Source organism: Massilia litorea, assembly GCF_015101885.1.
Lineage (GTDB): Bacteria > Pseudomonadota > Gammaproteobacteria > Burkholderiales > Burkholderiaceae_D > Telluria > Telluria litorea.
Genome location: NZ_CP062941.1, coordinates 2,080,392 through 2,106,107 on the forward strand (window position 1 = coordinate 2,080,392; position 25,716 = coordinate 2,106,107).

At 65.5% G+C, this 25,716-nt stretch carries 21 protein-coding genes; 10 read left to right on the forward strand and 11 right to left on the reverse strand.

What is annotated here, in order from left to right; translation table 11 throughout:
• Window positions 1–14 precede the first annotated feature (14 nt).
• Window positions 15–929, reverse strand: a complete 915-nt coding sequence (locus tag LPB04_RS09305; protein WP_193688397.1) for a peptidylprolyl isomerase — start codon at window positions 927–929, stop codon at window positions 15–17.
• Between the two features lie 170 nt (window positions 930–1,099).
• Between LPB04_RS09305 and LPB04_RS09310 the strand changes: the two genes are divergently transcribed.
• Window positions 1,100–1,744: a VTT domain-containing protein gene (locus LPB04_RS09310; RefSeq protein WP_193688398.1), complete on the forward strand. Its 645-nt coding sequence runs from the start codon at window positions 1,100–1,102 to the stop codon at window positions 1,742–1,744.
• Between the two features lie 100 nt (window positions 1,745–1,844).
• Window positions 1,845–3,032 (forward strand): carbonic anhydrase, encoded by a 1,188-nt coding sequence (locus tag LPB04_RS09315; protein ID WP_227496682.1) that lies wholly within the window; start codon window positions 1,845–1,847, stop codon window positions 3,030–3,032.
• Between the two features lie 232 nt (window positions 3,033–3,264).
• Here the strand turns inward: LPB04_RS09315 and LPB04_RS09320 are convergent, their stop codons facing one another.
• The 3 genes from LPB04_RS09320 to tsaE are packed head-to-tail and all read right to left on the reverse strand — an operon-like array spanning window position 3,265 to window position 6,003.
• On the reverse strand, window positions 3,265–4,068 hold the full coding sequence (locus LPB04_RS09320) for a D-hexose-6-phosphate mutarotase (protein WP_193688399.1): 804 nt from the start codon (window positions 4,066–4,068) through the stop codon (window positions 3,265–3,267).
• Window positions 4,069–4,126: 58 nt separating this feature from the next.
• A complete protein-coding gene (locus LPB04_RS09325) occupies window positions 4,127–5,554 on the reverse strand; it encodes an N-acetylmuramoyl-L-alanine amidase (protein ID WP_193688400.1) in 1,428 nt (475 codons plus the stop codon).
• The gene (gene tsaE, locus LPB04_RS09330) at window positions 5,518–6,003 is read right to left on the reverse strand and encodes a tRNA (adenosine(37)-N6)-threonylcarbamoyltransferase complex ATPase subunit type 1 TsaE (protein WP_193688401.1); all 486 of its coding nucleotides are present in this window, start codon (window positions 6,001–6,003) and stop codon (window positions 5,518–5,520) included. Before tsaE ends, LPB04_RS09325 begins: the two co-directional genes overlap by 37 nt.
• A gap of 54 nt (window positions 6,004–6,057) precedes the next feature.
• On the opposite strand from tsaE, the gene queG reads away from it, so the two are divergent.
• Window positions 6,058–7,140, forward strand: coding sequence for a tRNA epoxyqueuosine(34) reductase QueG (gene queG / locus LPB04_RS09335; protein WP_193688402.1), 1,083 nt, complete (start codon window positions 6,058–6,060; stop codon window positions 7,138–7,140).
• Here queG and LPB04_RS09340 read toward each other — a convergent pair.
• The 3 genes from LPB04_RS09340 to LPB04_RS09350 all read right to left on the reverse strand — a co-directional run bounded on the left by LPB04_RS09340 (window position 7,135) and on the right by LPB04_RS09350 (window position 10,279).
• Window positions 7,135–7,515, reverse strand: a complete 381-nt coding sequence (locus tag LPB04_RS09340) for a DUF3052 family protein (protein ID WP_193688403.1) — start codon at window positions 7,513–7,515, stop codon at window positions 7,135–7,137. The genes queG and LPB04_RS09340 overlap by 6 nt on opposite strands.
• A 170-nt stretch (window positions 7,516–7,685) precedes the next feature.
• Entirely contained in the window at window positions 7,686–8,267 is a 582-nt protein-coding gene (locus LPB04_RS09345; protein ID WP_193688404.1) for a response regulator transcription factor, read from the reverse strand.
• 20 nt (window positions 8,268–8,287) lie between these two features.
• Window positions 8,288–10,279 (reverse strand): sensor histidine kinase, encoded by a 1,992-nt coding sequence (locus LPB04_RS09350; RefSeq protein WP_193688405.1) that lies wholly within the window; start codon window positions 10,277–10,279, stop codon window positions 8,288–8,290.
• A 109-nt stretch (window positions 10,280–10,388) separates the two neighbouring features.
• Between LPB04_RS09350 and LPB04_RS09355 the strand changes: the two genes are divergently transcribed.
• The gene (locus tag LPB04_RS09355; protein WP_193688406.1) at window positions 10,389–11,381 is read left to right on the forward strand and encodes a TRAP transporter substrate-binding protein; all 993 of its coding nucleotides are present in this window, start codon (window positions 10,389–10,391) and stop codon (window positions 11,379–11,381) included.
• A gap of 376 nt (window positions 11,382–11,757) precedes the next feature.
• On the opposite strand, the gene LPB04_RS09360 is transcribed toward LPB04_RS09355, so the two are convergent.
• The gene (locus LPB04_RS09360; RefSeq protein WP_227496683.1) at window positions 11,758–14,646 is read right to left on the reverse strand and encodes an EAL domain-containing protein; all 2,889 of its coding nucleotides are present in this window, start codon (window positions 14,644–14,646) and stop codon (window positions 11,758–11,760) included.
• Window positions 14,647–14,767: 121 nt separating this feature from the next.
• Between LPB04_RS09360 and LPB04_RS09365 the strand changes: the two genes are divergently transcribed.
• The 3 genes from LPB04_RS09365 to LPB04_RS09375 all read left to right on the forward strand — a co-directional run bounded on the left by LPB04_RS09365 (window position 14,768) and on the right by LPB04_RS09375 (window position 16,456).
• The gene (locus LPB04_RS09365) at window positions 14,768–15,292 is read left to right on the forward strand and encodes a methylated-DNA--[protein]-cysteine S-methyltransferase (protein ID WP_193688407.1); all 525 of its coding nucleotides are present in this window, start codon (window positions 14,768–14,770) and stop codon (window positions 15,290–15,292) included.
• A complete protein-coding gene (xerD, locus tag LPB04_RS09370) occupies window positions 15,265–16,167 on the forward strand; it encodes a site-specific tyrosine recombinase XerD (RefSeq protein ID WP_193688408.1) in 903 nt (300 codons plus the stop codon). Before LPB04_RS09365 ends, xerD begins: the two co-directional genes overlap by 28 nt.
• Window positions 16,168–16,261: 94 nt before the next feature.
• Window positions 16,262–16,456: a hypothetical protein gene (locus LPB04_RS09375; RefSeq protein WP_193688409.1), complete on the forward strand. Its 195-nt coding sequence runs from the start codon at window positions 16,262–16,264 to the stop codon at window positions 16,454–16,456.
• Window positions 16,457–16,682: 226 nt separating this feature from the next.
• On the opposite strand, the gene LPB04_RS09380 is transcribed toward LPB04_RS09375, so the two are convergent.
• Both LPB04_RS09380 and LPB04_RS09385 read right to left on the reverse strand, forming a co-directional pair.
• Window positions 16,683–19,802 carry an efflux RND transporter permease subunit gene (locus LPB04_RS09380; RefSeq protein ID WP_193688410.1) on the reverse strand — a complete coding sequence of 1,040 codons (3,120 nt, stop codon included), beginning with the start codon at window positions 19,800–19,802 and terminating at the stop codon, window positions 16,683–16,685.
• A 4-nt stretch (window positions 19,803–19,806) separates the two neighbouring features.
• On the reverse strand, window positions 19,807–21,033 hold the full coding sequence (locus LPB04_RS09385) for an efflux RND transporter periplasmic adaptor subunit (protein ID WP_193688411.1): 1,227 nt from the start codon (window positions 21,031–21,033) through the stop codon (window positions 19,807–19,809).
• 337 nt (window positions 21,034–21,370) lie between these two features.
• Here LPB04_RS09385 and LPB04_RS09390 point away from each other — a divergent pair, with 337 nt between their 5' ends.
• The gene (locus tag LPB04_RS09390; protein WP_227496684.1) at window positions 21,371–23,473 is read left to right on the forward strand and encodes a putative bifunctional diguanylate cyclase/phosphodiesterase; all 2,103 of its coding nucleotides are present in this window, start codon (window positions 21,371–21,373) and stop codon (window positions 23,471–23,473) included.
• On the opposite strand, the gene LPB04_RS09395 is transcribed toward LPB04_RS09390, so the two are convergent.
• On the reverse strand, window positions 23,454–24,428 hold the full coding sequence (locus LPB04_RS09395; protein WP_193688413.1) for an endonuclease/exonuclease/phosphatase family protein: 975 nt from the start codon (window positions 24,426–24,428) through the stop codon (window positions 23,454–23,456). The genes LPB04_RS09390 and LPB04_RS09395 overlap by 20 nt on opposite strands.
• 38 nt (window positions 24,429–24,466) lie before the next feature.
• Between LPB04_RS09395 and ybaK the strand changes: the two genes are divergently transcribed.
• Both ybaK and plsY read left to right on the forward strand, forming a co-directional pair.
• Window positions 24,467–24,958 carry a Cys-tRNA(Pro) deacylase gene (ybaK, locus tag LPB04_RS09400; RefSeq protein WP_193688414.1) on the forward strand — a complete coding sequence of 164 codons (492 nt, stop codon included), beginning with the start codon at window positions 24,467–24,469 and terminating at the stop codon, window positions 24,956–24,958.
• A 72-nt stretch (window positions 24,959–25,030) separates the two neighbouring features.
• Window positions 25,031–25,651 (forward strand): glycerol-3-phosphate 1-O-acyltransferase PlsY, encoded by a 621-nt coding sequence (gene plsY / locus LPB04_RS09405; protein ID WP_193688415.1) that lies wholly within the window; start codon window positions 25,031–25,033, stop codon window positions 25,649–25,651.
• Window positions 25,652–25,716: the final 65 nt, after the last annotated feature.

A 25,716-nucleotide genomic window follows, 5' to 3' on the forward strand; every position in this document is an offset into this window, starting at 1 on the left:
AAATCCTCTCTGTCTTATTTCTGCTCCCTTACCGGAATCGGCGCATTGCACAGGTCGACGTGACCGGCCGCGACCTTGGTCCACGGCCCGCCGCGGTTGCGCTGGGCCTCGACCACTTTCTGGAAGGTGGCGCTGTCGGTGCGCATGACTTCGAACTTCGAACGCTCCGCTTCCGGAACGTCGGCCGCGACGCGGAATGCCTTGATCGGCACCTGCATCTCCGGCTTGTCGAAAAAGCCCATCGGCGCCGGGCCGCGCGGGACTGTCGACAGCAGCGGCATGCCGGACACGACGCGGCCGACCACGGTGATGTTGCGGTCGAGCTGGCGCGGCGCCTGGCCGGTAACGACGTACAGCGCGGTGCCGCCGCCGCTGTCGGCATCGGCGTCGCGCCCCACGCCGACCATCGCGTAGCAGTGGGCGAGCCAGGTTTCGCCGGTTTTCGGATCGCGCCCGACCGGGAAGCCGTTCGAGTGGCCCACCTGCGGCGCGTAGCCGTCGACGTCCTTCAGGCGCGTAAACTGCGTGTCATTCTTGAGCGGCACCGTGAACTCGCCCTTCAGGGTCATCTTCGCTTTTTTCGGTTGTTTCGGGTTCTTCTCGTCCGGGTCGCCCCACTGGACGACGAAATTGTCCTGCGAGCGCAGGATGACGAGACCGTCGAAATAGTTTTCGCGGGCCAGCGCCTTGATGTTGGCCGCGTGGTTCGGGGCGAAGGTCGGGGCCAGTTCGATCACGACGCGCCCAAGGGGCAAGTCCATGTACAGGGTGTTCTCGGGATCGAGCGCGCGCCAGTCGGCCGGCTTCGATTCCTTGACGATATCGCCGACGCTCGGCTTCGGCGGCAGGGGTTTCATCGTGGCCGCCTGCGCGCCCGCCACCACCGCCAGTGTGACAGCTGCCTGTACTGCAATCCGGACTGCCTTCATCTCCACTCCTCGTCTTATTAATGGTTATTAATGTTGAGTAATTGTAATCGCGATTTTTATGCTGTCTGCAAAACTTAACACTTCCTTAAAAACTGGCGCGGGGCTTGCCCGCCCGGCGGTTCGGCACACCGGTCTGATGGTATGATTCGTTGTTACCGTTTAGGAAAATTATGGATCTGATGCAATTTTTCAGCATGATTCTTCATGTTGATAAGACGTTGGGAGTGCTGCTCGCCGAGTACGGCATCTATGTCTATATGGTCCTGTTCGCGATTGTGTTTTGCGAAACAGGTCTGGTGGTCCTGTTTTTCTTCCCGGGCGATACCCTGCTGTTCATTGCCGGCGCCTTCTGCGCTACCGGCCAGATGAGTTATCCATTACTGATGCTGCTGCTGATTGTCGCGGCGGTCACCGGTAACACCCTGAATTACTATATCGGCGAAGCCGTCGGCCAGCGCATGTTTACCCAGAACTACCGCTGGATCAACAAGGACGCGCTGCACCGCACCCACGATTTCTTCGAAAAGCACGGCGGCAAGACCATTATCCTGGCCCGTTTCGTGCCGGTGGTGCGCACCTTCGCACCCTTCGTCGCCGGCGTGTCGGACATGACCCACTGGCGTTTCCAGCTTTACAACATCACCGGCGCCGTGCTGTGGGTGGCCAGCCTGGTGACGGCCGGCTACTTCTTCGGCAATATCCCGATCGTGCGCGACCACCTGACGGAAATCGTGCTCGTGGGCGTCAGCGCCGCGATCGTGCCGCTTGCCATCGGCGGCCTGTACAAGTTCGGCCGCAAGGTGCTCAGCCGCTAAGCGCATGCGCAGCTTGCACGAATGACCAGCGCGCCGGATTTATCCGGCGCGTTTGCGTTTACCCTCTCAAGTTTCTTCATGGAAGCGTCGTTAAGGAGGGGTGAACTCACTTCTCTCCACCCCCATGCGTAACCTGATCGCCCTGTTTGCCACCAGCATCCTGATGCTGAGCGCAAGCGCCAACGAACCGCCGCACGCCGCCAAGCCGGCGCCGGAGGCCGACAAGAAATCGCAGGACGCCGCCAGACTGGCTGCCGCGCTGGCCAGGCCGGCCGTGGCCGCCGACAAGCCGGCCGCCGGGAAAGTGGAGAAGGACGAGAAGGGCGGCAAGGCGTCCGCGCCGCTCACCAAACCCTTGATCGACAAGCCGCTGATCGACAAGTCCCTGGTCGAAAAGCCGCCCAAGGCCAGCGCGGCCACGGCCGACAAGGTCGCCGCCGCCGTCTCCGCTCCCGACGACGATGCGCAAGTCGACCTGTCCGTGAAAATCGCCGAGCGCCTGGCCGAGATGCGTGCCAGGCAGGCTGCGCGCGCGGCCGCGGCCGCCAAGGCGAAAAAGGCGGCCGAGGCCAAACGCAAGAAGGAAGCGGCGATCGCGGCCGCGCCGAAGATCAGCAACCATTGGGATTACGACGGCGAATTCGGCCCGGAAAACTGGGGCAAGATCAACCCGGCCTGGGCCCAGTGCGGCAAGGGCAGCCGCCAGTCGCCGATCGACATCCGCGACGGCATGAAGGTCAACCTCGACGAGATCGATTTCGACTACCGTCCCGCGAGCTTCACTGAGATCGACAACGGCCACACGGTGCAGGTGAATGTCGCCGGCGGCAGTTTCATCCAGGTCGGCGTCGAGCGCTACGAGCTGGTGCAGTTCCACTTCCACCGCCCCTCGGAAGAACGCATCAACGGCAAGGGCACCGAGATGGTGGTGCACCTCGTGCACCGCGGCCGTGGCGGCCAGCTGGCGGTCGTCGCCGTGCTGCTCGAGCGCGGCAAGCCGAACGAGGCGATCCAGACCGTGTGGAACAACATCCCCCTGGAGAAGGGGCAGCTCGGTTCGCCGGGCGTGGACCTCGACCCGCTCGAGCTGCTGCCGAACCGGCGCGAGTACTACACCTACATGGGTTCGCTGACCACGCCGCCCTGCACCGAGAACGTACAGTGGCTGGTGATGAAGCAGCCGATGACCGCGTCGCCGGCGCAGATGGCGCTGTTCTCGCGCCTGTATCCGCTGAATGCGCGGCCGCTGCAGGAAAGTGGCGGGCGGATGGTCAAGGAATCGAATTAAAGGAAAAGCCGGCGATGCCGTAATGCCGGTCAGTTGAGCCGAAGCAGCCGCGTAACCTAGGGTGGGCACTTGTGCCCACGCGTAATACCTGCCATCAAGATCGTCGAGCACGACATCGGAGCCGGTCCGTATCACGCGTGGGCTCGGGGAGCCCACCCTACGGTGCACGCAATGCGCGGCCGGTGCAGTTGAACGCGTGGGCGGGAGACCCGCCCACCCTACGGGTCAGAGTTCAGCTGACCTGGTATTCACCTACCCAGGCTTCACCCGGCTGCAAGGCCAGCCCCTCCAGCCGCGCCGGCTCGATGCACACGAAGCGCCGGTATTCTTCGTCCGCCATATCCGCCAGCGCCGCCGCATCCTCAAGCCCCGGATTCCACACCACCGCATCCGCAAACCCATCCTGCCGCAGCGTCAGCACGACCCCGCCATCGACCAGGGCGAGGCGCGGCTCGACGCCCTGGTACACGCGGTCGAACTTGTCGCTGATCGCCAGCTCCTCGCGCTCGACGCCGAGGATGCGCACGCTGCCCACATCGTCGACGAGGAAATAGGTATGCAGCGCCGCCGCGAACGGGAAGGGTGTGGCGCCCGTATTGCGCACTTCAAAAGCCATCGTCAGCTCGTTGGCGCGGATCGCGATGCGCAGCCTCAATTCAAACGCGTGCGGCCAGGCTTGCGCATGCTGCGGCGCCAGGTCCGACGGCGCCAGCGCGAACACGGCAAAGGCCCAGCCCTCATCGAGACCCTGGTCGAGCACGCGCCAGTTGCTGACCCGCGCAAAACCGTGGCGCATGCCGCTGCCGCGTTCCGCGAATTGCGGGAAGATCACCGGCACCCCGCCGCGGATCGCCTTGCTGCCGTCCAGCGCCGACTTCGCGCTGCAGAACAGGCGCTCGCGCCCGTCGGCGCCGCGCCAGGAAATCAGGTGGGCGCCGTACAGCGTGACGTTCGCCTGCGCGCCGTCGGGAGAAGTGAGCAGCAGGGCCGGCAATTGGCCGAAGGTGGTGGAGACGGCGGCATCGAGATGGTTCATGTCTAAAACCTGACGGATCTGGGCCGCGTAGTATGCCATGGCGGCCCGGAATGCGGCCTTACGTCATGCGGCTCTTCGCCATCGGCGGATTCGCCGAGAAATAACGCTTGATGCCCTTGGTGATGGCGTTCGCCAGCTGCTCCTGGTAGTCGTCGTCCTTCAGCTTCGCTTCCTCTTCCGGATTCGAAATGAAGGCCGTCTCGACCAGGATCGACGGAATGTCCGGGGCTTTCAGCACCGCGAATCCGGCCTGCTCGACGGCCGCCTTGTGCAGCCGGTTGATGCCGCCGATCTCGCCCAGCACCGCCTTGCCGAGTTTTAAACTGTCGTTGATCTGGGCCGTCGTCGACAGGTCGAACAGCACGCTGGCCAGCTGGCGGTCATGCTTGGCGAGGTTCACGCCGCCGATCATGTCGGCCTTGTTCTGGTCGGTCGCGAGCCAGCGTGCGGCGGTCGAGCTGGCGCCTTTTTCGGAGAGCACGAAAACGGACGAGCCGCGTGCGCGCTGCTCGATGAAGGCGTCGGCGTGGATCGAGACGAACAGGTCGGCCTGCACCTTTCTTGCCTTTTCCACGCGCGTGCCGAGCGGGACGAAATAGTCGCCGTCGCGGGTCAGCATCACGCGCGTGTTCGGCAGCGCTTCCAGGCGCGTTTTCAGTTTTTTCGCCACCGCCAGCACGATGTCCTTTTCGCGCGTGCCGGTGGCGCCGATCGCGCCCGGGTCCTCGCCGCCGTGGCCGGGGTCGAGCGCGATCGTCACCATCCGCACCACGTTGTTCGCAGGGAGCGGCGGTTTATTCGCAGGCTTGCCGGGCGCCGGCGCCGGCGCCGGCGTCGGCTGCATTGGCTGAGTAGCGCGCGGTGCCGCGTTGCCGCTCATGGCGGCGATTTCCGCTTCCAGGCGCGCCACCGGATCGGGCGCTACCGGCTGCGCGGGCGGCACCGGTACGGCCGGCACCGCGGTGGCCGTGCCGTCGCCGGGCGACCATTCTCCCTTGTCGATCAGGGCCGCGATCGGATCGGCTTCGCGTACCGGATACAGGTCGAAGATCAGGCGGTGTTTATACTCCGCGACCGGGGCCAGCGTGAACACCTGCGGCTTGACTTCTTCCTTCAGGTCGAACACCAGGCGCACCACGTTCGGGCGGTTCTGGCCGACGCGTACCTGCTTGATGTACGGGTCGTTCGACTCGATTTTCGCCACCAGGCTTTTCAGGGTGTCGTTCAGTTGCAGGCCGTCGATGTCGACTACCAGGCGCGGCGGATCGGGCACCAGGAAGTGCTCGGCCTTCAGGTTGGTGTCGTTTTCCAGCGTGACGCGCGTGTAGTCGTCGGCCGGCCAGACGCGCACGGCGAGAATCTGCGCCGCATATGCGGGCAGCGGGGCGATCACCGACAGCAGCAGCGTGCCGCCGGCTTTGAGCACGGTACGGCGGCGCGCAGGGGAGGTCACGGAGGCGGGGCGAAGGAGAGGCGGTCGAGACATAGCAGGCCCTGTGGAGACAACGCCTGCAATTCTACAGCACGTCCGACCCCGTGGACCTCGAGCGACACCCGGACGTCGGGTGGCGGCAACACCGGCTCGCCCTTTTCCGGCCACTCGACGATGCAGATGTTCTTGCCGTCGAAGTCTTCGCGAAAGCCCGCATCCAGGAATTCCTCCGGACTGGACATGCGGTACAGGTCGTAGTGGATGATGTTGGCGGGCTGGCCGTCCAGCTGCACCCGATACGGTTCCGACAAGGTATAGGTCGGGCTTTTGACGGTGCCCTGGTGCCCGGCCGCCTGGATCAGCGCGCGCGTGAGCGCCGTCTTGCCGGCGCCGAGGTCGCCGTGCAGGTAGATGACGAGGCCCGGAACGACGGCCCGGGCCAGGGCGGCGCCAAGGAGAAGGGTCGCCGATTCGTCCGGCAGGTAGGCTGTGAAGTGCTGCATCAATTAAAATGGTAGGTTTGGTGGCGCGCTGGTGCCGTGATTGTCCTTGACCGAATGTCCATTCAACTCCCCGATCTGCAGGAACTGACCCGTGCCATCAAGGCCTGGGGACGCGAACTCGGCTTTGCCGACGTCCGCATCGCCGACGTCGACCTCGCGCACGCCGAAGAAGGGCTGACTGCCTGGCTGGCGGCGGGTCATCACGGCGAGATGGATTATATGGCAAGCCACGGCATGAAGCGCGCCCGGCCGGCCGAACTGGTGCCGGGAACGGTGCGCGCGATCGTGGCGCGCATGGATTATCTGCCGCTGCAGGAGGGCTGGCGCGAGCGCGAGCTGGCGCGCCAGCTGGAGCCGGGCGCCGCCGTGGTGTCGATGTATGCGCGCGGCCGCGATTACCACAAGGTGCTGCGCAACCGCCTGGCCCAGCTGGCCGAGCGCGTGAAGGGCGAGATCGGCGAATATGGCTACCGGGTGTTTACGGATTCGGCACCGGTGATGGAATTGCCGCTGGCAGAAAAGGCGGGCCTGGGCTGGCGCGGCAAGCACACGCTGCTGCTCTCGCGCGATGCCGGCTCGACCTTTTTTATCGGCGAGATCCTGGTCGATTTACCACTGCCGGTCGATGCGCCGACGAGCAGTCACTGCGGCGCCTGCAGCAACTGTATCGACCTCTGTCCTACCCAGGCCATCCTCGGCCCTGGCCGGCTCGACGCGCGGCGCTGCATCTCTTACCTGACGATCGAACTGAAGGGGAGCATTCCGGTCGAGCTGCGCGGCCTGATCGGGAATCGCATCTACGGCTGCGACGATTGCCAGCTGGCCTGCCCCTGGAACAAGTTCGCGCAACGGGCGACGGTGCCGGATTTCGACGAACGAAATGGTCTCGGCGACGCCAGCATGCTGGAACTGTTCGCGTGGGAAGAAGAGGAATTCAACCGCCGTATGGAAGGCAGTCCGATCCGGCGCATCGGCCACGAGCGCTGGCTGCGCAACCTGGCGGTGGGGCTGGGCAATGCCGCGCAGGGGCGCCGCGGCGATCCGCTCATCGTGGCGGCACTGCAGGCGCGCGCAACGCACCCGTCCGCGCTGGTGCGCGAACACGTCGAATGGGCGCTGCTGCAACACGCATCATAGTTCGATGCGCTTGGCGCGCATGGCCGACCAGTCGCCATCGATCGAGATCATCGCCACGGCGGTGATCCCGTTTTCCTTCAGATAAGCGTTGATCGAGTCGCGATTGATATCGGTGGCTTTCGAGGCCGTCTGCTTCAGGTAAGCGATCCAGAGCGAACCCTTGTCGCTCAGCCGTTCTTTGGCCTGCGGCAGGAATTGCTCGAGGTCCTTGCGGTTCATGCAGAACATCATGATCACGTCGAAGGGGCCATCGCCTTCCTTGACCAGCTCTTGCGGAAACTGCGCCACGACCGTCGGGTGGACGCTGCCGTTCATGATCAGCATCGATTTCGCGTTGCGCAGGAACATGCGATCTGCAACTGTCTTTTCGTTCATCTGCTTTCCCTAAAGAAGTTGGCGTCACGGGCGCAAGCAGCGACGCGTTCAATGTGGATTTTACAAGCGATCGACAAAACGGGACGGCGTTCGGCACGTCCTGTGCGCGCTCATTTGTGACCGGAAGTCGTGGCTGAGTTGTGGTGTGGGAGAAGGGAACCAAAAGGGAACTACTTCAGCAAGCCCGCCAGCTCCACCGCCGTCTTGACCTGCATCTTGTCGAAGATGTGCGCCCGGTGCACCTCGACCGTCCGCATGCTGATGCCGAGTTCGTCGGCCACGACCTTGTTCATCTTGCCGGCCAAAATCAGGTCGAGCACTTCGCGTTCGCGGGCCGACAGGGTCGCCAGGCGCGCCTGCACGCGGGCGGCGCTGGCGGCGTTGCGGGCCGCGGCCAGGGCCTGGTCGACGCGGTCCATCAGGTCGTTGTCGTTGAAGGGCTTTTCGAAGAAATCGAAGGCGCCGCGCTTGAGCGAATCGACCGCCATCGGCACGTCGCCGTGGCCGGTGAGGAAGATGACGGGCATCCGCGCCAGCCAGCCGCGGCTGATGATCTGGTCGAACACGGCGATGCCGTTCATGTCGGGCATGCGCACATCGAGCAGCACGCAGTCGCCCTCCGGGTCGGGCTCCCCGACACTGTCGAGGAAGGCCTGGCCGCCGGCATAGCCGCGCACCGCGAGTCCGCGCGACTGCGCCAGCCAGGCGAGGGCATCGCGGATCACGTCTTCGTCGTCGACAATATGCAGCATCGGGGGTCTCCTGGTTGCCGTCATTGTAGCTCGGCCGGCGGGGCGGCGGAGGGCCGCGGCAGGCTGAAGGTGAAGACGGTACCGCCGCCCGGGTTCGGCGCATGGGTCAGCGTGCCGCCGTGGAACTCGATCGCCGTACGGCAGATCGACAGTCCCATGCCCATGCCCTCGGCCTTGGTCGAGAAGAAGGGAGAGAACAGGCGCTCGGCCACGTCGGGTGCGATGCCATGGCCCTTGTCGATCACGGAAACGGATACCTGAGCCGCGTCGGCGCTGGCCGTGATGCGCAGGATGCGCTGCTCGGGTGCCACGTCCGCCATCGCCTCGACGCCGTTGCGCGTCAGGTTCAGCAGCACCTGCTCGAGCATCACGCGGTCGGCCGAGACCGGCGGCAGCCGCGCCGGCAGCTCGATCTGGAGGGCGACATACCACTTGCGCGCCTGCAGTTCGATCAAGGCGCGCACGCCGTCGACCACGCTGTAGATATCGACCGTCTCGCGCTGCGGCTCGCTCTTCTTGACGAATTCGTGCACGCTTTTGATGATCTGTCCCGCGCGCTGGGCCTGCTGGCGCGCCTGCTCCAGCGCGCGCCGCAGCAGGGTCGGCTCGATCGCCACGCCCTTGTCGGCGCGCTCGAGCACATTCAGGGCGCCGGCCGTGTAGCTGGAAATGGCGGCCAGCGGCTGGTTCAGCTCGTGCGCCAGCATCGACGAGATCTCGCCCATGGTTGCCAGGCGCGCGCTCGTTTCCAGCTTTTCCTGCTGCTGGCGATTGAGTTCCTCGGCCTTCTTGCGGTCGGTGATGTCGAGGATAGAACTCATCCAGCCGGTCTGGTTGCCGCGGCTGTCGACCAATGGCGCCTCGAACACGAGCACCGGCACCCGGACGCCATCCGAGCGCTGGAACACGGTCTCGAACTGCGGCGTGATCGTGCCGGCCAATACGCCGGCGAAGCGTTCCTCGTATTCGCCGCGCGCTTCCGGCGCCCAGTAGGGCATCGGCGGCTTCCTGCCTACCAGCTCTTCCGGCGGCAGGCCGACCATCTCGCAGAAGGCCTTGTTGACATAGGTGACGCGCCCCTCGAGGTCGCGCGCGCGCAGGCCCGTCATCAGCGAATTTTCCATCGCGGTGCGGAAGGCCATCTGCTGGCGCAGCGCGGACTCGGCCGCCAGCGTGCGCGAGATGTGGCGCCACAGGGTGAGCAGGCTCCACAGCAAGCCGAGCGCCAGCACGATCACCGAGCCGACGAGTAAATTCGGCAGCAGGCGCGGCGCGCCCTTGACGCTGTCGGTGGCGAGCACGATCGAGGCGCCGGGCAGGTCGAGCGCGCGGCGGTGGGTGTAGACCCCGCGCCCCGGGCCGCCGTCGGCGCGCGCCGCCACCGCGACGTCGTTGCGGTCGAGCAGGGACAGGGCATTGTCCTGGGCGAACCACCAGGGCACGGTTTCGTTCAGCAGGGTTTTCAGGCTGTAGGTCGCCATCAGGCTGCCGGCGTAGGCGCCGTCGTGGTACAGCGGCAGGTAATAGTCCAGTAAACCCTGCATGTGCGAGGTGGCGCCGTAGGGCTCGGTGTAGCGTCCGGCCCGTGTCAGGCGCGCCATCTCCTGGGTCTCGCTCAGGCCCGGCGCGCCGCCGGCCGGGTCGGCCCCATGGCGCGCCAGCACCTCGCCGTTCGGCCCCAGCCACAACACGCGGCGCAGTTCCGGACCGTTCTTGAACAGTTGCGCCAGGCGCGCCTGCAGCACGGCGGGCGCGGGCGGCTTGTCGGCCAGGTCGGTGCCGAGCGTGGCCAGCGCTTCCTCGCTGCGCGCGAGTTCGAAGCGCAGGGTCTGCTCGACCCACAGCGTGTCGGCGATCAGTTGTTCCTGGCGCTCGTTGCTTTCCATCTGGCGCGCCTGCCAGGGCAGCCAGAACAGGACGGCGAGAAACAGCAGCACCAGCAGGACCGGCACCAGCCAGCGCCAGGGACGGGCCAGGTTGGCGCGGCGGCGCAGGGAAAACGGGTTATTCATGGGATAGTGGAAGGTTTTCTTGTGCGATGCTATTGTGGACTTCTGTCGTGGCAACGCAACCGCGGTCCGCGCCAGGCGCCTTGCTTATTTCATCTTTTTCGATCGACGCATGACCATCAAATTCCTGGCCGCGGTCCTGGCCTTTGTCGCCTCTCTCAATGTCGCCTGGGCCCAGGCCCCGATCGTCATCAGGTTCAGCCACGTGGTCGCGCCCGACACCCCGAAAGGGCAGGCCGCCGAACGTTTCAAACTGCTGGCCGAACAGTTCACGCGCGGCCGGGTCAAGGTGGAAGTGTATCCGAACAGCCAGCTCTACAAGGACAAGGAGGAGCTCGAAGCCCTGCAGCTGGGTGCTGTCCAGATGCTGGCGCCCTCGCTGGCCAAGTTCGGCCCGCTCGGCGTGAAGGAGTTCGAAGCGTTCGACCTGCCGTATATCTTCCCCTCGAAGGCGGCGCTGTACGCCGTCACCGAGGGCCCGATCGGGCGCGACCTGCTCGGTAAGCTGCAGTCGAAAGGCATCACCGGCCTGGCCTATTGGGACAATGGCTTCAAGCTGATGTCGGCCAACCGGCCGCTGCACGTGCCGCTCGACTTCCGCGGCCTGCGCATGCGCATCCAGTCCTCGACCGTGCTCGACGCCCAGATGCGCGCCCTCGGTGCCCGGCCCCAGGTGATGGCCTTCTCGGAAGCCTACCAGGCGCTCGAGACGGGTGTGGTCGACGGTACCGAGAATCCGCCCTCGAACATGTACACCCAGCGCATGCACCTGGTGCAGAAGCACCTGACGGTGTCGAACCACGGTTATCTCGGCTACGCGGTGATCGTCAACCGCAAGTTCTGGGACGGATTGCCGACCGACGTGCGCGCCGCGCTCGAACGCGCGATGCGCGACGCGACCGCGTTCGAAAAAACGATCGCCCAGCGCGACAACGACCGCGCTCTGGAGGCGATCCGCAAGGCGGGCAAGACCACGATCTACTACCTGACGCCCCAGGAACAGGAGAAATGGCGCGCCGCGCTGCTGCCGGTGCACCGCCAGATGGAGCGTCGCATCGGCAAGGATTTAATTGATGCAATTGCCCGACAAACAGCGGAGAAATAATGACGCTTCGGTCAGTAAGAATGGTGTCGCGAGGGCTGTCGTGACACGGGCGCCTCGACTGTGGTGCATTTGCGAAAACCGTATATAAAAAACTATTCTTCGTTGGCACAGTTGCGTTATGATTGGGCGCTGCGGCACCAAAGCGGTGCAGGCAACCCGGACACAGTCTTTGGAGGGGCAGAAAAAGCACGGTAGTCCATACCGGAGATCATGAGAGGAGACACACGTTCGACAGAAGTCGTTGGCACTGCCAAACGACCGGGACGTGCCTGATGATTGGAGCGCACCCAAGGGTGCGCTTTTTTTTCGCCTGGGGTTTCGTGAACACCCGTCAGTTTGCTATAACACCTGGCAGTGGCGTAACGTAGGTATATTTTCAGGCTGCCAGCTCCTCCAGCGTTCTGGCATCCACCGGCCTGCTGAATAAATACCCCTGCCAGTGATCGCACCCGATCCCCGCCAGAAAGTTGCGCTGGGCTTCGGTCTCGACCCCTTCGGCGATGATTTTCAAGCCTAAGGATTTGCCCAGCGCAACCACGCTGCGCGCGATCGAGGCGTCGTTCGGGTCGTCCAGCACATCGCGCACGAAACTCTGGTCGATCTTCAATTGGTCGAGCGGCAGCCGCTTCAGGTAGCTCAGCGACGAATACCCCGTACCGAAATCGTCGAGCGAGAAGCAGATGCCGTGTTCGCGCAGGGCATGCATCTTGCCGATCGTTTCCTCGACGCCTTCGATCATCAGGGTCTCGGTCAATTCCAGTTTCAGGCAGGCCGGATCGATGCCGCTTTCGCGCACGATGGCGAGCGTCTCTTCCACGAAATCCCGCTGCAGGAACTGGCGCACGCTGACGTTCACGGCGATCGTGAAGTGGGCCGTGGCCGCCGAGGCCGACCAGAGCGCCAGCTGCTCGCAGGCGGTGCGCAGCACCCAGCGGCCCAGGGGCAGGATCAGGCCCGAGGTCTCGGCGATGGCGATGAAGCCGGCGGGGCCCACCAGGCCGCGCGTCGGATGCTGCCAGCGCACCAGCGCTTCGGCGCCGGTGAGCAGGCCGTCGCCGTCGACCTGGCCCTGGTAGTGCAGCACGAACTGCGAATCGAGCAGCGCCGCGCGCAGCTCCGTCTCGATCTCGGTGCGGTAGGTCACCTCGTGTTCCATCGACGGATGGAACAAGCGCAGCGTGTTGCGGCCCTGGCGCTTGGCCTCGTACATCGCCAGGTCGCCGCGCCGCATCAGGTCGTCCAGCCTGTCTTCGTGGCCGGTGCTAAAGGTGACGCCGATGCTGCAGCTGGCGTGGTGCACGGCGCCCCCGACCTCGAACGGTTCGCGCAGGGCCACGAGGATTTTTTCGCCCACGGCCTCGGCATGCTGCCGCGCTTGCGGCTCGTCCGGACCGAGCGCGTCGAGCAGGATCACGAATTCGTCGCCGCCCAGGCGCGCCACGGTGTCGCTCGCGCCCACGCAGGCCAGCAGGCGCGCGGCGACCTGCTGCAGCAGCTGGTCGCCGACGACATGGCCGCGGCTGTCGTTGAGGTCCTTGAAATTGTCCATGTCGAGGAACAGCAGGGCGCCCACGTGGTCCTGGCGCCCGTGCCGGCCGAGGCAACCCGTGACCCGGTCGTAGAGCAGGCGCCGGTTCGGCAGGCCGGTCAGCGAATCGTAATAGGCCAGCTGGACGATTTTCTCGTCAGCCTGCTTGCGCGCGCTGATGTCGGACTGGGTGCAGACGAAATTGGTCAGTACGCCGTTTGCATCGCGCACGGCGCTGACCGTCAGCCAGGCCGGATAGCGCTCGCCGTCGCGGCGCCGGGTCCAGACTTCGCCCTGCCACGACTGCTCGTAGCGCACGCTGTCCCACATCCGTTCGCGGTAGTCGTCGCCGTCGCTCTCCAGCGAGAACGGCGGGAAGGGCGCGCCGGCCAGTTCCGACGCCGGGCAGCCGTTGAGCGTGCCGAAGGCCTGGTTGGCTTCGACAATGATCGCATCGGGCGTGAGCACGCACATGCCTTCGGCCGACTGGAACACGGTGGCGGCGATGCGCAGCGATTCCTCGGCCTGCTTGCGCGGTGTGATGTCGGTAGTGATGCCGCACAGCGCGTGGACTTCCTCGTCGTGCACCAGCGGGATTTTGGTGGTCAGGTAAAGCTTGCCGTTGAGGCACTCCTCCGCCACGTAACGCTCGTGCCCCTCGATGACGGCGAGGTCGCCGGCGCGCGTCATCCTGGCCTGCTCGGGACCGAACAGGTCGGCATCGGTCTTGCCCAGGATGGCGGCCGCCGGCCGGTTCAGCAGGCGGCACAGGGCGCCGTTCACGTACTGGAAGCGCGACTGGGCATCCTTGATGTAGATGAGGCTATCGACGCTGTCGAGGATGGTCGAGAGTTTGCGCTCGTTGTCGCGCAGCGCGCGCGTGCGCGCCGCGACCTCGGTGCGCAGCCAGCTCGCCACGGCCAGCGCGGAGAGCAGCAGGCCGATGGTCGCGGCCAGGGTCCACAGCAAAGCCGGCGGTACCGCGGGCGCCGGCCCGGCCGCCTGCCAGCGGCGCAGCGAGGCGAAATACACCGAGTCCGGGTCGGCGCGCCAGGCGCCCAGGTGGCGGTCGATGGCGTCCAGCACCGCCGGCTGGCGCCCGGGCATGGCAGCGTAATACAGGCGCGCCGGATTGAACACGACCGGCGTGGCCTCGAGCCCGTGCGCCTTCGCGCTGGCCTCGCCATAATAGTGGTTCGCGGCCACGACATCGGCCTGGTCATTGCCGACCATCGCGAAGCCCTGCTCGAGCGAGACGACCGGCACCAGCACCGCGCCATACCCGGCCAGCACGCCAGGGAGCACTTGCGCCTGCACCGAGCCGGCCAGCACGGCCACGCGGCGGCCTTTCAAATCGAGCAGGGAACGGATCGCGCTGCCGGGACGCGCATAGATCTGCGACCAGCTGTGCAGCACCGGCACCTGGTGAAAGGCATAGCGGTGGGCGCGTTCGTCGGACCAGGCCATGTCGGGCAGCAGGTCGATCCGGCCCGCGTCCAGCGCGTCCAGGCAGGCCTGCCATTCGCAGGCGACGAATTCGAGCGGCCAGTGTTCGGCGCTGGCCATTTCGCGCAACAGGTCGACCAGGATGCCGGAGGCGCCGCCGTCCTCGTTCATGAACACTTTCGGCGCATTCTGATAAATTCCGACCCGCAGCGGCGCCTGCGGCGCGGCGCCCGCCTGGGCCAGGCAGGCAAGCAGGAACAGAAGGGCCAGAATGCGTTTCGCGGGCGGCATGGGGATCCTGTCACGTATGAGGCCAGCATAGCCTTTTTCGGCTCAGCCGGCCGCCACGGACAGGCAATTTCCCCAGCGAAAAAGTTTGGTAAGCGCGGCGCGCGAGGAGTAAACTGTGGCGATGACTACACAACAAGGCAGCGAGCTGTTTTCCGCCATCGTGGCGGCCCCGTTCGGCGCGATCGGCATCCGCACCGAGGATCAACGGGTGCGCGAGCTCGTCTATTTGCAGCCGCGTTTCCACGAGAAAGACGCCCAGGATGCCGTGGCCGAGCAGGCCGCGCTGCAGGTCGAGCGTTACCTGGCGGACCCCGATTTCCGCTTCGATCTGCCGCTGTTCGAGGCCGGCAGCGCCTTCCAGAAACGCGTGTGGGACGCGATCAGCGCCATCCCGCGCGGCTCGGTGCTGACCTACGGCAGGATCGCCAAGAATATCGGCTCGGCCCCGCGCGCGGTCGGCCAGGCCTGCGGCGCCAACTGGTTCCCGCTCGTCATTCCCTGCCACCGCGTGACCGCCGCCGGCGGCCTTGGCGGCTTTTCGAACAACGACGACGAAAACGGCTTTCACCTGTCGGTGAAACGCTGGCTGCTGCGCCACGAAGGCGCGACCGCATCTCCATGGCAGCAGCAGGCGATCTGGGACTGATCGACGAGTTCTGCGACACGCTCTGGCTCGAGCAGGGCCTGGCGAAGAACTCGCTCGACGCTTACCGGCGCGACATGCGCATGTTCTCGACCTGGCTCGGCGTCAAACGCCCCGGCCGCGGCCTGCTCGGCGCCGGCCCCGAAGACCTGGCCAGTTATTTCGCAGAGCGCCATCCCGACACCAAGCCGAGCACGGCGAACCGGCGGCTGTCGGTCTTAAAACGTTTCTATGCGCTGGCGCTGCGGCGTAACCAGGTAGCCGAGGACCCCTGCCTGAAGATGGCCACCGCGCGCCAGCCGACGCGCTTCGTGCATACGCTCTCCGAAGCGCAAGTCGAGGCATTATTGGCCGCGCCCGACGTCGCCACGCCGCTCGGCCTGCGCGAGCGCACGATGCTCGAACTCATGTATGCGAGCGGACTGCGGGTGTCGGAACTGGTGGCCCTGAAAATTGTCGAACTCAGCTTGAACGATGGCGTGTTGCGGGTCACGGGTAAAGGCGCGAAGACACGGCTGGTGCCGTTCGGCGGCGAAGCGCGTGCCTGGCTCGAGCGTTATTTGAAGGATGCGCGCGGCATCATTCTGAACGGGCAGGTCGACGACGCCCTGTTCGTGACCAGCCGCGGCGGGCCAATGACGCGCCAGATGTTCTGGGTCGTGATCAAGAAGCATGCTGTCAAAGCCGGCATCCGCGCGCCGCTGTCGCCGCACACGCTGCGCCATGCCTTTGCCACCCATTTGCTCAACCACGGCGCCGACTTGCGCGTGGTGCAACTGCTTCTGGGACACTCCGACATTTCCACCACACAGATCTACACCCATGTTGCGCGCGAACGCCTGAAGCATCTGCATGCACAGCACCATCCACGTGGTTAATTCAAAACTTGAAAGCTTATCTGGCGCATAATAGTCGCGCACCGGGAGCGTTCCGCGCTCTACATCCATTCAAGTCAGAGCATAAGAGGTGATCATGGCCAAAACCAACTTCAGTTATGAGAAGCGGCAACGGGAACTGGAAAAGAAACGCAAGGCGGAAGAAAAAGCCAAGCGGAAAGCAGAAGCGAAGAACCATCCGCAGGGGGAAGGGATGACGGAGGAGGCGTCGAACGATGCCGAGGGCGATACTGAGGTGAATGCGGATGCGCAGGAGACGCAGACGCCGTAGTCGATTTTGTACATGTTGATACGATAACGCGCCGCAGTATTGGCTTCGAATGAAGCTGACACTGCGGCGCGTTCACGCGTGGGCTCGGAGAGCCCACCCTACGTTACTGCGGCGCGTTCACGCGTGGGATCGGGGAGCCCGATGAAACCGTAGGCGAGGCCATTGGCCTCGCCCACCCCTACGTTACGCGGCGGCCCGGGGGTGACTCAAGCATCCCGGGCATTCCCTACGCGCTTTCCTTCGCGATGACAGGTGCGGCCTCGGCCACATGTTCGTGCCCCTTGGCAAACCAGCGGCGTGCCCGCTTGCCGATATTGTCCAGATAACTGTAGGCCACCGGCACCACCACCAGGGTGAGCAGCGTCGAGGTAATCACCCCGCCGATCACCGCCCGTCCCATCGGCGCCTGCGTTTCGCCACCGTCGCCGGCGCCGATCGCCATCGGCAGCATGCCGAAGATCATTGCCAGCGTCGTCATCAGGATCGGGCGCAGGCGCACCTGTCCCGCTTCCAGGATCGCCGCGAACTGCGCCTTGCCTTCGCGCTGGCCGTGGTTCGCGAAGTCGACCAGCAGGATCGCATTCTTGGTGACTAAACCCATCAGCATCACGACACCGATCACCGAGAACACGTTCAGGGTGCTGCCCGTGGCCAGCAGCGCCAGCAGCACGCCGATGAGCGACATCGGCAGCGACATCATGATGGCGATCGGCTGCAGGAAGGAGCCGAACTGCGAAGCGAGCACCAGGTAGATGAAGATGATCGCGATCACGATCGCCGAACCGAAGTTGGCCATCGTTTCCGCCATCTGCTGGGCGTCGCCGCCGACGTCGAAGCGCACGCCTTCCGGCAGTTCGATGGACTCCATCGCCTTCTTGATGTCGGCATTCACGTCGCCCGAAGGGCGGCCTTCGATACCGGCATAGATCGCGACCCGGCGTTCCAGCGCCTGGCGTTTTAACACCTGCGGGCTGAACGAAGGCACGAACTCGACCACCTGGCGCAGCGGCACCATGATCGGGTTGCCGGCCGCGTCGACGCGCGAGGAGGCCAGCGACAGGTCGGCCAGGTCCGCCACCTTCTGGCGGCTGCTGCGCGGCAGCTGCACGTTGACTTCGTAGTTCTGGCCGTCCGGCGCCAGCCAGTTGCTGATCTGGTCGCCGCCCACGAAGGGACGCAGCGCCGCGCCGACCTGCGCCACGGACAGGCCCAGGTCGCTCGCCAGCTCGTTGTTGATCTTGATGACGGTGGCGGGATTGGCGCCTTCCTGGCTGTACTCGATGTCGGCCACGCCTTTGATGGCGCGCATCTTGTCCATCAGCTTGTGGGCGGCGGCGTCGAGCTTGGCTTCGTCGCGGCCGAGAATCGCGATGAAGATCGGCTTGTTACCGACCGACATCGTGATGCCGGCGATCGGCTGCAGGCGCGCGCGAATCACCGACTCCATCGTTTCCTGCGAGCGGCGGTGCGTCTTCTTCACGTCGGTCAGTTTCAGGATCACCTGGGCACTGTTATGTCCCTCGTAGACGCCGATGGCGCTGCTGATCGCCTCGATTTCCGGATAGGCGCGCAGCGCCTCTTCCACCTGTTTCACCTTGCCGTCGGTGTAGGCCAGGCTCGAGCCAACCGGGGTCTTGAACTTCATCTGGATGAAGCCGTCGTCGGTTTTAGGAGCGAACTCGCCGCCGATCATCGGGATCAGGAACAGGCTGCCGACGAAAATGCCCAGGGCCAGCGCCAGCGTCGATTTCCTCCAGCGCAGGGCCAGCGCCAGCACGCGGCCATAAATACCGTGCACGTGCTCGATGCCGACTTCGATCCTCGCCATGATCCGGCCCAGCCACGGCACATATTTGAAGCGGTCTTTTACAGGATCCGGCCACACCGAAGACAGCATCGGATCGAGCGTGAACGAGACGAACAGCGACACCAGCACCGCCACCGCCACCGTCACGCCGAACTGTAAAAAGAAGCGCCCGATGATGCCGTCCATGAAGGCGATCGGCACGAACACGGCGACGATCGCGAAGGTCGTCGCCATCACCGCCAGGCCGATCTCGTTGGTGCCGTCTTCGGCCGCGCGCAGATGGCTCTTGCCCATGCCGAGGTGGCGCACGATGTTCTCGCGCACCACGATCGCATCGTCGATCAGCAGGCCGATGCACAGCGAGAGCGCCATCAGGGTCAGGAAGTTCAGGGTAAAGCCGAAGTAGCGCATCGCGATGAAGGAGGCCAGCACCGAGATCGGCAAGGTGAGGCCCGTGATCACCGTGCTGCGCCAGGAGTGCAGGAACAGGAACACGATCACCATCGTCAGCAGCGCGCCTTCGATGATGGTGCGCTTCACGTTGTCGAGCTGGTGCTGGACGGTGGTGGACTGGTCGTCCATCACGCGGAACTTGACGTCTTTCGGCATCGTCTTGCGCAGCTCTTCCACCATCTTCAGGATGCCGGTGCCGACCAGCACCGTGTTAGCATCCTGGACCTTGGTGATGTCGAGCGAAATGGCGCGCACGCCGTTGACGCGCGAGATCGAGGTCTCTTCACGCTCGCCGTCGACCACTTCCGCCACCTGCGACAGATAGACCGGCCCGCTGGCGCGGCGCGCCACGATGATGTTGTTGAACTCGCGCGCTTCGCGCATCTTGCCCTCGACCCGCACCAGGCGCTCGGCCGCGCCGTACTGCAGGTTGCCGGCCGGGAGATTGGTATTCGTCGCCTGGATCGCGCGCAGCACTTCGTCGATGCCGATGTTCTGGCTGCGCAGCTGCTCGGGCTTCACGTGCACCAGTATCTGGCGCCGCGCCACGCCGCCGGTGCGCACTTCGCCCACGCCCGCCACGCTCTGCAGGCGTTTCACGATCACCTGTTCCGCCAGCGTCGACAGCGCGCGCATGTCGCGTTCGTTCGAGGTGACCGACAGGCGCACCACCGGCTGCTGGTTCTCGCCGTCGGCGCGGATCAGGAAGGGTTCCTTGACCTCTTTCGGGAAGGTGGGGCGCACGCGCGCCACCTTGTCGCGCAGGTCCTGCATCGCCTTGTCCATGTTGGTGGCGATGTGGAATTCGATCGAGACGCCGCTGCGGCCCTCCCAGGAATTGCTGCGGATGTTCTTGATGCCGCTGACGGTATTGATGACTTCTTCCATCGGCCGCGTGACGTCGTTCTCGACCTGTTCCGGCGAGGCGCCCGGATACTGGGTCTCGACCCAGGCGAACGGAATCTCCACGTTCGGCATGCTTTCCACGCCGAGCGAGCGGTACGAGAACAGGCCGAGCACCATCAGGCCGACCATGACCATGGTCGCGAAGACGGGGTGGCGAATACTGACTTTGGTGACCCACATGATGTCAGCCTTTCTTCGCCGCGACGACCGGAGCCGGCGCTGCGCTGTTGGCCGCTTTCGCCAGCTTGACCTCGCTGCCCGGCTTCACGCCGTCGAGCGGCACGGCCAGCAGCACGGCGCCGGCTTCGACGCCGCCCGTGACCTCGGCCATGCCCTCGGCTTCGCTGCGCATGCCCAGCTGGACCGGCTGCGCCACCACCTTGCCGCCGTCGACCCGGTAGACGACGTCGCGCGCGCCGTCCTTGCGCAGGGCGGCCAGCGGCACGATCGGGCGTGGGGCGGATTTTTCGGTCGTGATCTCTCCCTTCGCGAACATGCCCGCGCGCAGGCTGCCGTCGTCGTTGGCCACGCTGATATACACCAGCATCGAGCGCGATCCGGGCTCGGTGGCCGGATTGATGCGCGCCACCTTGCCTTCGAAACTGCGCTTTTCGAAGCCGTCGACCTTGAAGCGCACGTCCTGCCCGACCTGTACGCGCGGAATGTCGGAGGCCGGCACTTGCGCGTCGAGCGTCAGGTGCTGCAGGTCGACGATCGCCATCACCGGGCTGTCCGGCGAGAGTTTTTCGCCGGCCTGCACATAACGCTTGCTGACCACGCCCGCGAGCGGCGCGCGGATGGTCGTGTCGTTGAGGGCGATGCGCGCGAGATCCAGCTGGGCCCGCGCCGCGTCGACCGCCGCCTGCGCCAGCTCGACGCTGTTGCGGGTGGTGTCGAAGGAGTTTTGCGAGATGTAGTTCTGCTTGAGCAGGGCCTGGCTGTTGGCTTCGTTCTTGGTCGCCATCGCCAGCCGCGCCGTCGCTTCCTTGAGCAGCGCCGATTGCTGGGCGACGCGGGCGCGCGCATCGGCGTCGTCCAGGCGCGCGATGACCTGGCCGGCCGCGACCTTCATCCCTTCGCGCACGCTGGTATCGAGCACCACGCCCGAGACCTTCGATTTGACGGTCGCCTGGGCCAGCGGCGCGAGCGAACCGGACAAGGGCAAGCGCAGCGCCAGTTCGCGCGACTCGACCGTGACGACGTCGTTCTGCGCCAGTTCGAACACGGTGGGCTTGTCGGCCTTTTTGGCGGCAGCGGCCGCCGCTGCGGGCGGCGTGCCCTTGCCCTGCAGCGCGAACCAGCCGCCGCCCGCGAGTGCAATGACTGCCAGCGCGATCGCCGGCTTGCGCCAGCGGAGACGCCGGGTAGATAGGGGGTGGGCGGAAGTGAGCGGCAGGGTTTCGATTTTCATGGCGGCCGTTGTTCGAATTGTTGAGAGCGCGAGGAGAGACGGGAAGCGAATAGGGAGCGCGCGTGCTCCACCTGGTCCGAGGCGAAGCTCCGTGCGCATGGTGGTGACTATAGAAATTGACAACTCGCGGCGCCATCGGAATGCGATAAGCAGCGGTTTCTGGACGCTGAAGTGCAGAAAAGGAGGACAAAGCGTGGCAAGCCGCGGACGCGCCTGCGGCGCTTCATGCAGGCGCGATTATTTGTGTGTGCGCAAACGAATCCGGGCCGGCGAGGTCAAAAATGGGTCGGTTGAGGGCGCTGCATCGCCTTCATTTCATTCGAGAAAAGGATTTTCCGTGAGCAGCGATTTGCCCGAGCCGCCCCTGTCCGCCTTCCCCGGCGGGCCGGCGCGGGAAGTGCTGGACTGGCTGTACCGTTTCGTCGCCGCGATCGAACTGAGCCCGTCGGTGGCGGTGCACAGCCAGGACCGCAAGGGCGTCGTGCGCTTCTGGAACCACGCCTGCGCCGAGCTCACCGGCATCCCGGCCGCCGAGGCGCTCGGCCAGCCCTTCGTCAAGCTGGTCAAGCACCTCGGCGCGCAGGAGGAGTTCGACGACACCATCGCCGCGGTCTGGCGTACCGGCGAGGCGGTCAAGTCGCGCGAGTGGCATGTCGAGCTGCGCGACGGGCGCCGCCTGTGGCTGCACTCGAGCCATTTCCCGGTGCCGGGCGATGGCAAGGGCGAGGACGCGGTGCGCCAGGTCTTCTGCATGGAAGTCGACGTCACCGCGCGCAAGGCGCTCGAGGAATCCTTGCGCCAGGCCGGCCAGGTGTTCGACCACGCGCGCGACGCCATCCTGGTGGTCGACCGCGAGCACCGGGTGCTGGCCGCCAACCGCGCCTATACCGAGCTGACCGGCTATACGTCCGGCGAGGCCGTCGGCGTCGAACTGCCGAGCCTGCGGCTGGGGGTGCAGGAGCGCGCCTTCTACGACCGCCTGCGCGACCACCTCGACGGCCACCAGCACTGGGAGGGTGAACTGTGGGGCATGCGCCGCGACGGCACCACGATCCCGATCCGCGCGGCCCTGTCGCCGATCACCGACAAGAACGGCGCCGTCACCAGTTATATGGTGATGCTGACCGACATCAGCGAGCGCCGGCGCGCGGTCGAGCAGGCGCGCCACCAGGCCGAGCACGACCCGCTGACCGGCTTGCCGAACCGCATCCTGTTCATGGACCGGCTCGAGCAGGCGCTGGCGACGGTGGCGCGCAAGCAGCGCCAGTTCGCGCTGATGTTCATCGACCTCGACCATTTCAAGGCGATCAACGATACCCATGGCCATGAGGTCGGCGACGCCGTGCTGCTGGAAGTGGCGCACCGGCTGCGGCGCTGCGTGCGCCGGGTCGACACGGTCAGCCGGCTCGGCGGCGACGAATTCGTCGTGCTGCTGGCCGACATCGGCGGCGTCGACCAGGCGGCCCACGTCGCGGACACCATCATGCAGTCGGTGGCGCGTCCGGTGCAGGCGACGGTCGGCTCACTGACCCTGTCGGTGTCGATCGGCATCGCCATTTGCCCGAGCGACGGCGACGACCCGAAAACCCTGCTGCGCCACGCCGACGTGGCCATGTACCACGCCAAGGAAGCGGGGCGCAGCGCCTTCCAGTTCTTCAGCCAGGAAATGAATTCGCGCGTGCTCGAGCGCGTGCAGGTGGAGCAGCGGCTGCGCCGGGCGCTGGACAAGGGCGAGTTCGAGCTCGAATACCAGCCCGAAATCGACATCGGCAGCGGGCGCACGGTCGGCTTCGAAGCCCTGATCCGCTGGCGCGACCCCGAACGCGGCCTCCTGATGCCCAGCGCCTTCATCAGCGCCGCCGAAGAATCCGGACTGATCGTGCCGATCGGCAAGTGGGTGCTGTTCGAGGCCTGCCAGCAGGCACGCCGCTGGCGCGACGCCGGCTTTACGGTGGCGGTGGCGGTCAACCTGTCGCATGTCCAGTTCATCCACGACGACCTGCTCGGGGATGTCGACGAGGCATTGGCGGCGTCCGGCCTGGCGCCCGAATTCCTCGACCTGGAGATCACCGAAAAAACCATCATGGGCGGCGACGCCGCGACGCTTGCCCTCGTCAGCACCCTGCGCGCGCGCGGCGTGCAGCTGACCATCGACAACTTCGGCACGGGCTTTTCCAGCCTGTCGAGCCTGCGCCGCTTCCCGCTGTCGAAACTCAAGATCGACCGCAGCTTCATCGACGACATCGTCAGCGAGCCGGACGGGGCGGCCATGATCCCGGCCATCATCGCGCTGGCGCGCAGCCTGAAATTGAAGGTGATCGCCGAAGGGGTGGAGACGGCCGAGCAGCTGCAGTACCTGCGGCAGCATGGCTGCGACGAATACCAGGGGTTTTATGCGGGGACGGGGCGCGGGGCGGTACCTACACCCCCGCCTCCATGAGGCCGTGGCCTTCGTCGTAGAGGCGGATGCGCGCCAGCACCTGGCCGTGGTCGGACGCCGCCGGCAGCGCGAGGTCGAGGTGGTCGTTCAGGTAGATCACGTCGACCACTTCGCCGACCGCGCTCGGCAGCGCGCCGTTGAACTCTTCCGACACCAGGATGTGGTCGATGGTCGAGTAATGGCCCTCGTGCACGCTCGAGAAGCCGAGGTGGCGCGCATGGTCGGCGCGGCGCTGCACCTGGCTGGCGTCGTACAGGCGGTCGCCCAGCGGCGTGCCGGCGCCGAGCACGATGCTGGTGGTGACGGAATCGGCGACGTCGTTGAAGTCGCCCAGCAGCACGCGTGGACGGCGGTTGGCGCGGCCCATTTCCGTCATCAGGACGCGCAAGGCCGCCGCCTCGGTGCCGCGCCGGATCAGCGAACGCAGGCAGGCCAGCGCATACAGGGCGGGGTCTTCGCCTGTGTCGCCGGTGCGGTAGTCGGGGCGGCGCGATTTCAGATGCACGACCACCACGTCGACCAGCACGTCGGGCGAGACGGTGATCACCGCATGCAGCGGCGCGCGGGTGAAGCGGGCGGCGTCGCGGCTGCCTGCCGGCAGCTCTATGCCGCGTGGAAACTCAATCATTTGCCGGGCGGGCGCGGCCAGCGGCAGGCGCGACACCAGGGCCACGCTCGGCGTCAGGCGCATCGCTGCCGGGTCCGGGTCGAAACCGAGGTGGAAGGCTTCGCGGTAACGGGTGGTGCGCGCCAGCACTTCCTTCAGCGTTGCCTGCGAGAAGATTTCCTGGAAGCCGATCACGTCGGCGTCCAGCAGGTCGAGCTGGTGCGCCGTCCAGTTCAGCTTGGCCTCGTATTCCGCTAGCGTGGTCGGCAGCAAGTTGTCGTACAGCTTTACGCCCGGTGGCGCCAGGTTGCATACGTTGAAGGTGGCAAAGCGTATTTCTTGCTGCATAATAGAAACCCTTTATTCCAGTGTTTAGCGTATCACGCATGGCCAAGAAAGAGCACGTGTCCGAGACACCCGCCACAAGCTTCCTGCGCAAGCATGCGGTCGCATTTTCCGAACATCCCTATGCCTACGAGGAGCACGGCGGCACCGCGGTGTCCGCGCGCGCGCTCGGCGTACCGGAGCACGACGTGGTGAAAACCCTCGTGATGCAGGACGAGGCGGCCCGCCCGCTCATCGTGCTGATGCACGGCGACTGCAAGGTGTCGACCAAAAACCTGGCGCGTGCCATCGGCTGCAAGTCGGTCGAACCCTGCAAGCCCGAGGTGGCCCAGCGCCACTCCGGCTACCTGGTCGGCGGCACTTCTCCCTTCGGCATCCGCAAGGCGATGCCGGTGTATGTCGAGGAAAGCATCCTCGCCCTGGAGAAGATCTACATCAACGGCGGCCGCCGCGGCTACCTGGTCGGCATCGCGCCGCGCGTGCTGGTCGAGGTGCTGGGCGCCAAACCGGTGCAGTGCGCGCTGGCCGACTGACTACCGTCCAGCGCGGCGCTGGTGTATATTCACGAGCCCGCCAGAGGGTCATCACAGAGAGACAACAAGTAAATGAACACCCTGATTGCCACCATCGCCGCCTATTTGCTCGGCTCGATTTCGTTTGCCGTCGTGATGAGCCGCGTGTTCGGCCTGTCCGACCCGCGCACCTATGGCTCGAAGAACCCGGGCGCGACCAATGTGCTGCGCAGCGGCAGCAAGAAAGCGGCGATCGCGACCCTGGTCGGCGACGGCGCCAAAGGCTGGCTGGCCGTCTGGCTGGCGGTCCAGTTCGGGCCCGACCATGGCATCGACGACACCGGCATCGCGCTGGTGGCGATCGCCGTCTTCCTGGGCCACCTGTGGCCGGTCTTCTTCCGTTTTGTCGGCGGCAAGGGCGTCGCCACGGCGCTGGGCGTGCTGCTCGGCCTGAACCCCTGGCTCGGCCTGGCCACCCTCGTGACCTGGCTGGTCGTGGCCTACGCCTTCCGCTACTCGTCGCTGGCCGCCCTGATCGCCGCCGTGTTCGCCCCGTTTTATTATGGCCTGCTGTTCGGCGTGAACGAGATCCTGTTCGCCGTGATCGCCATGAGCGCGCTGCTGCTGTGGCGCCACAGCACCAACATCGGCAACCTCATCGCAGGCAAGGAATCGCGCATCGGCAGCAAGGCTGTCGGCGCAAAAAAGAAGTAAGCACGGGGCGAACAATGCCCTGTTGATTCCCTCACAAGCATCCCCACATACCGCTTTTAGCCGGC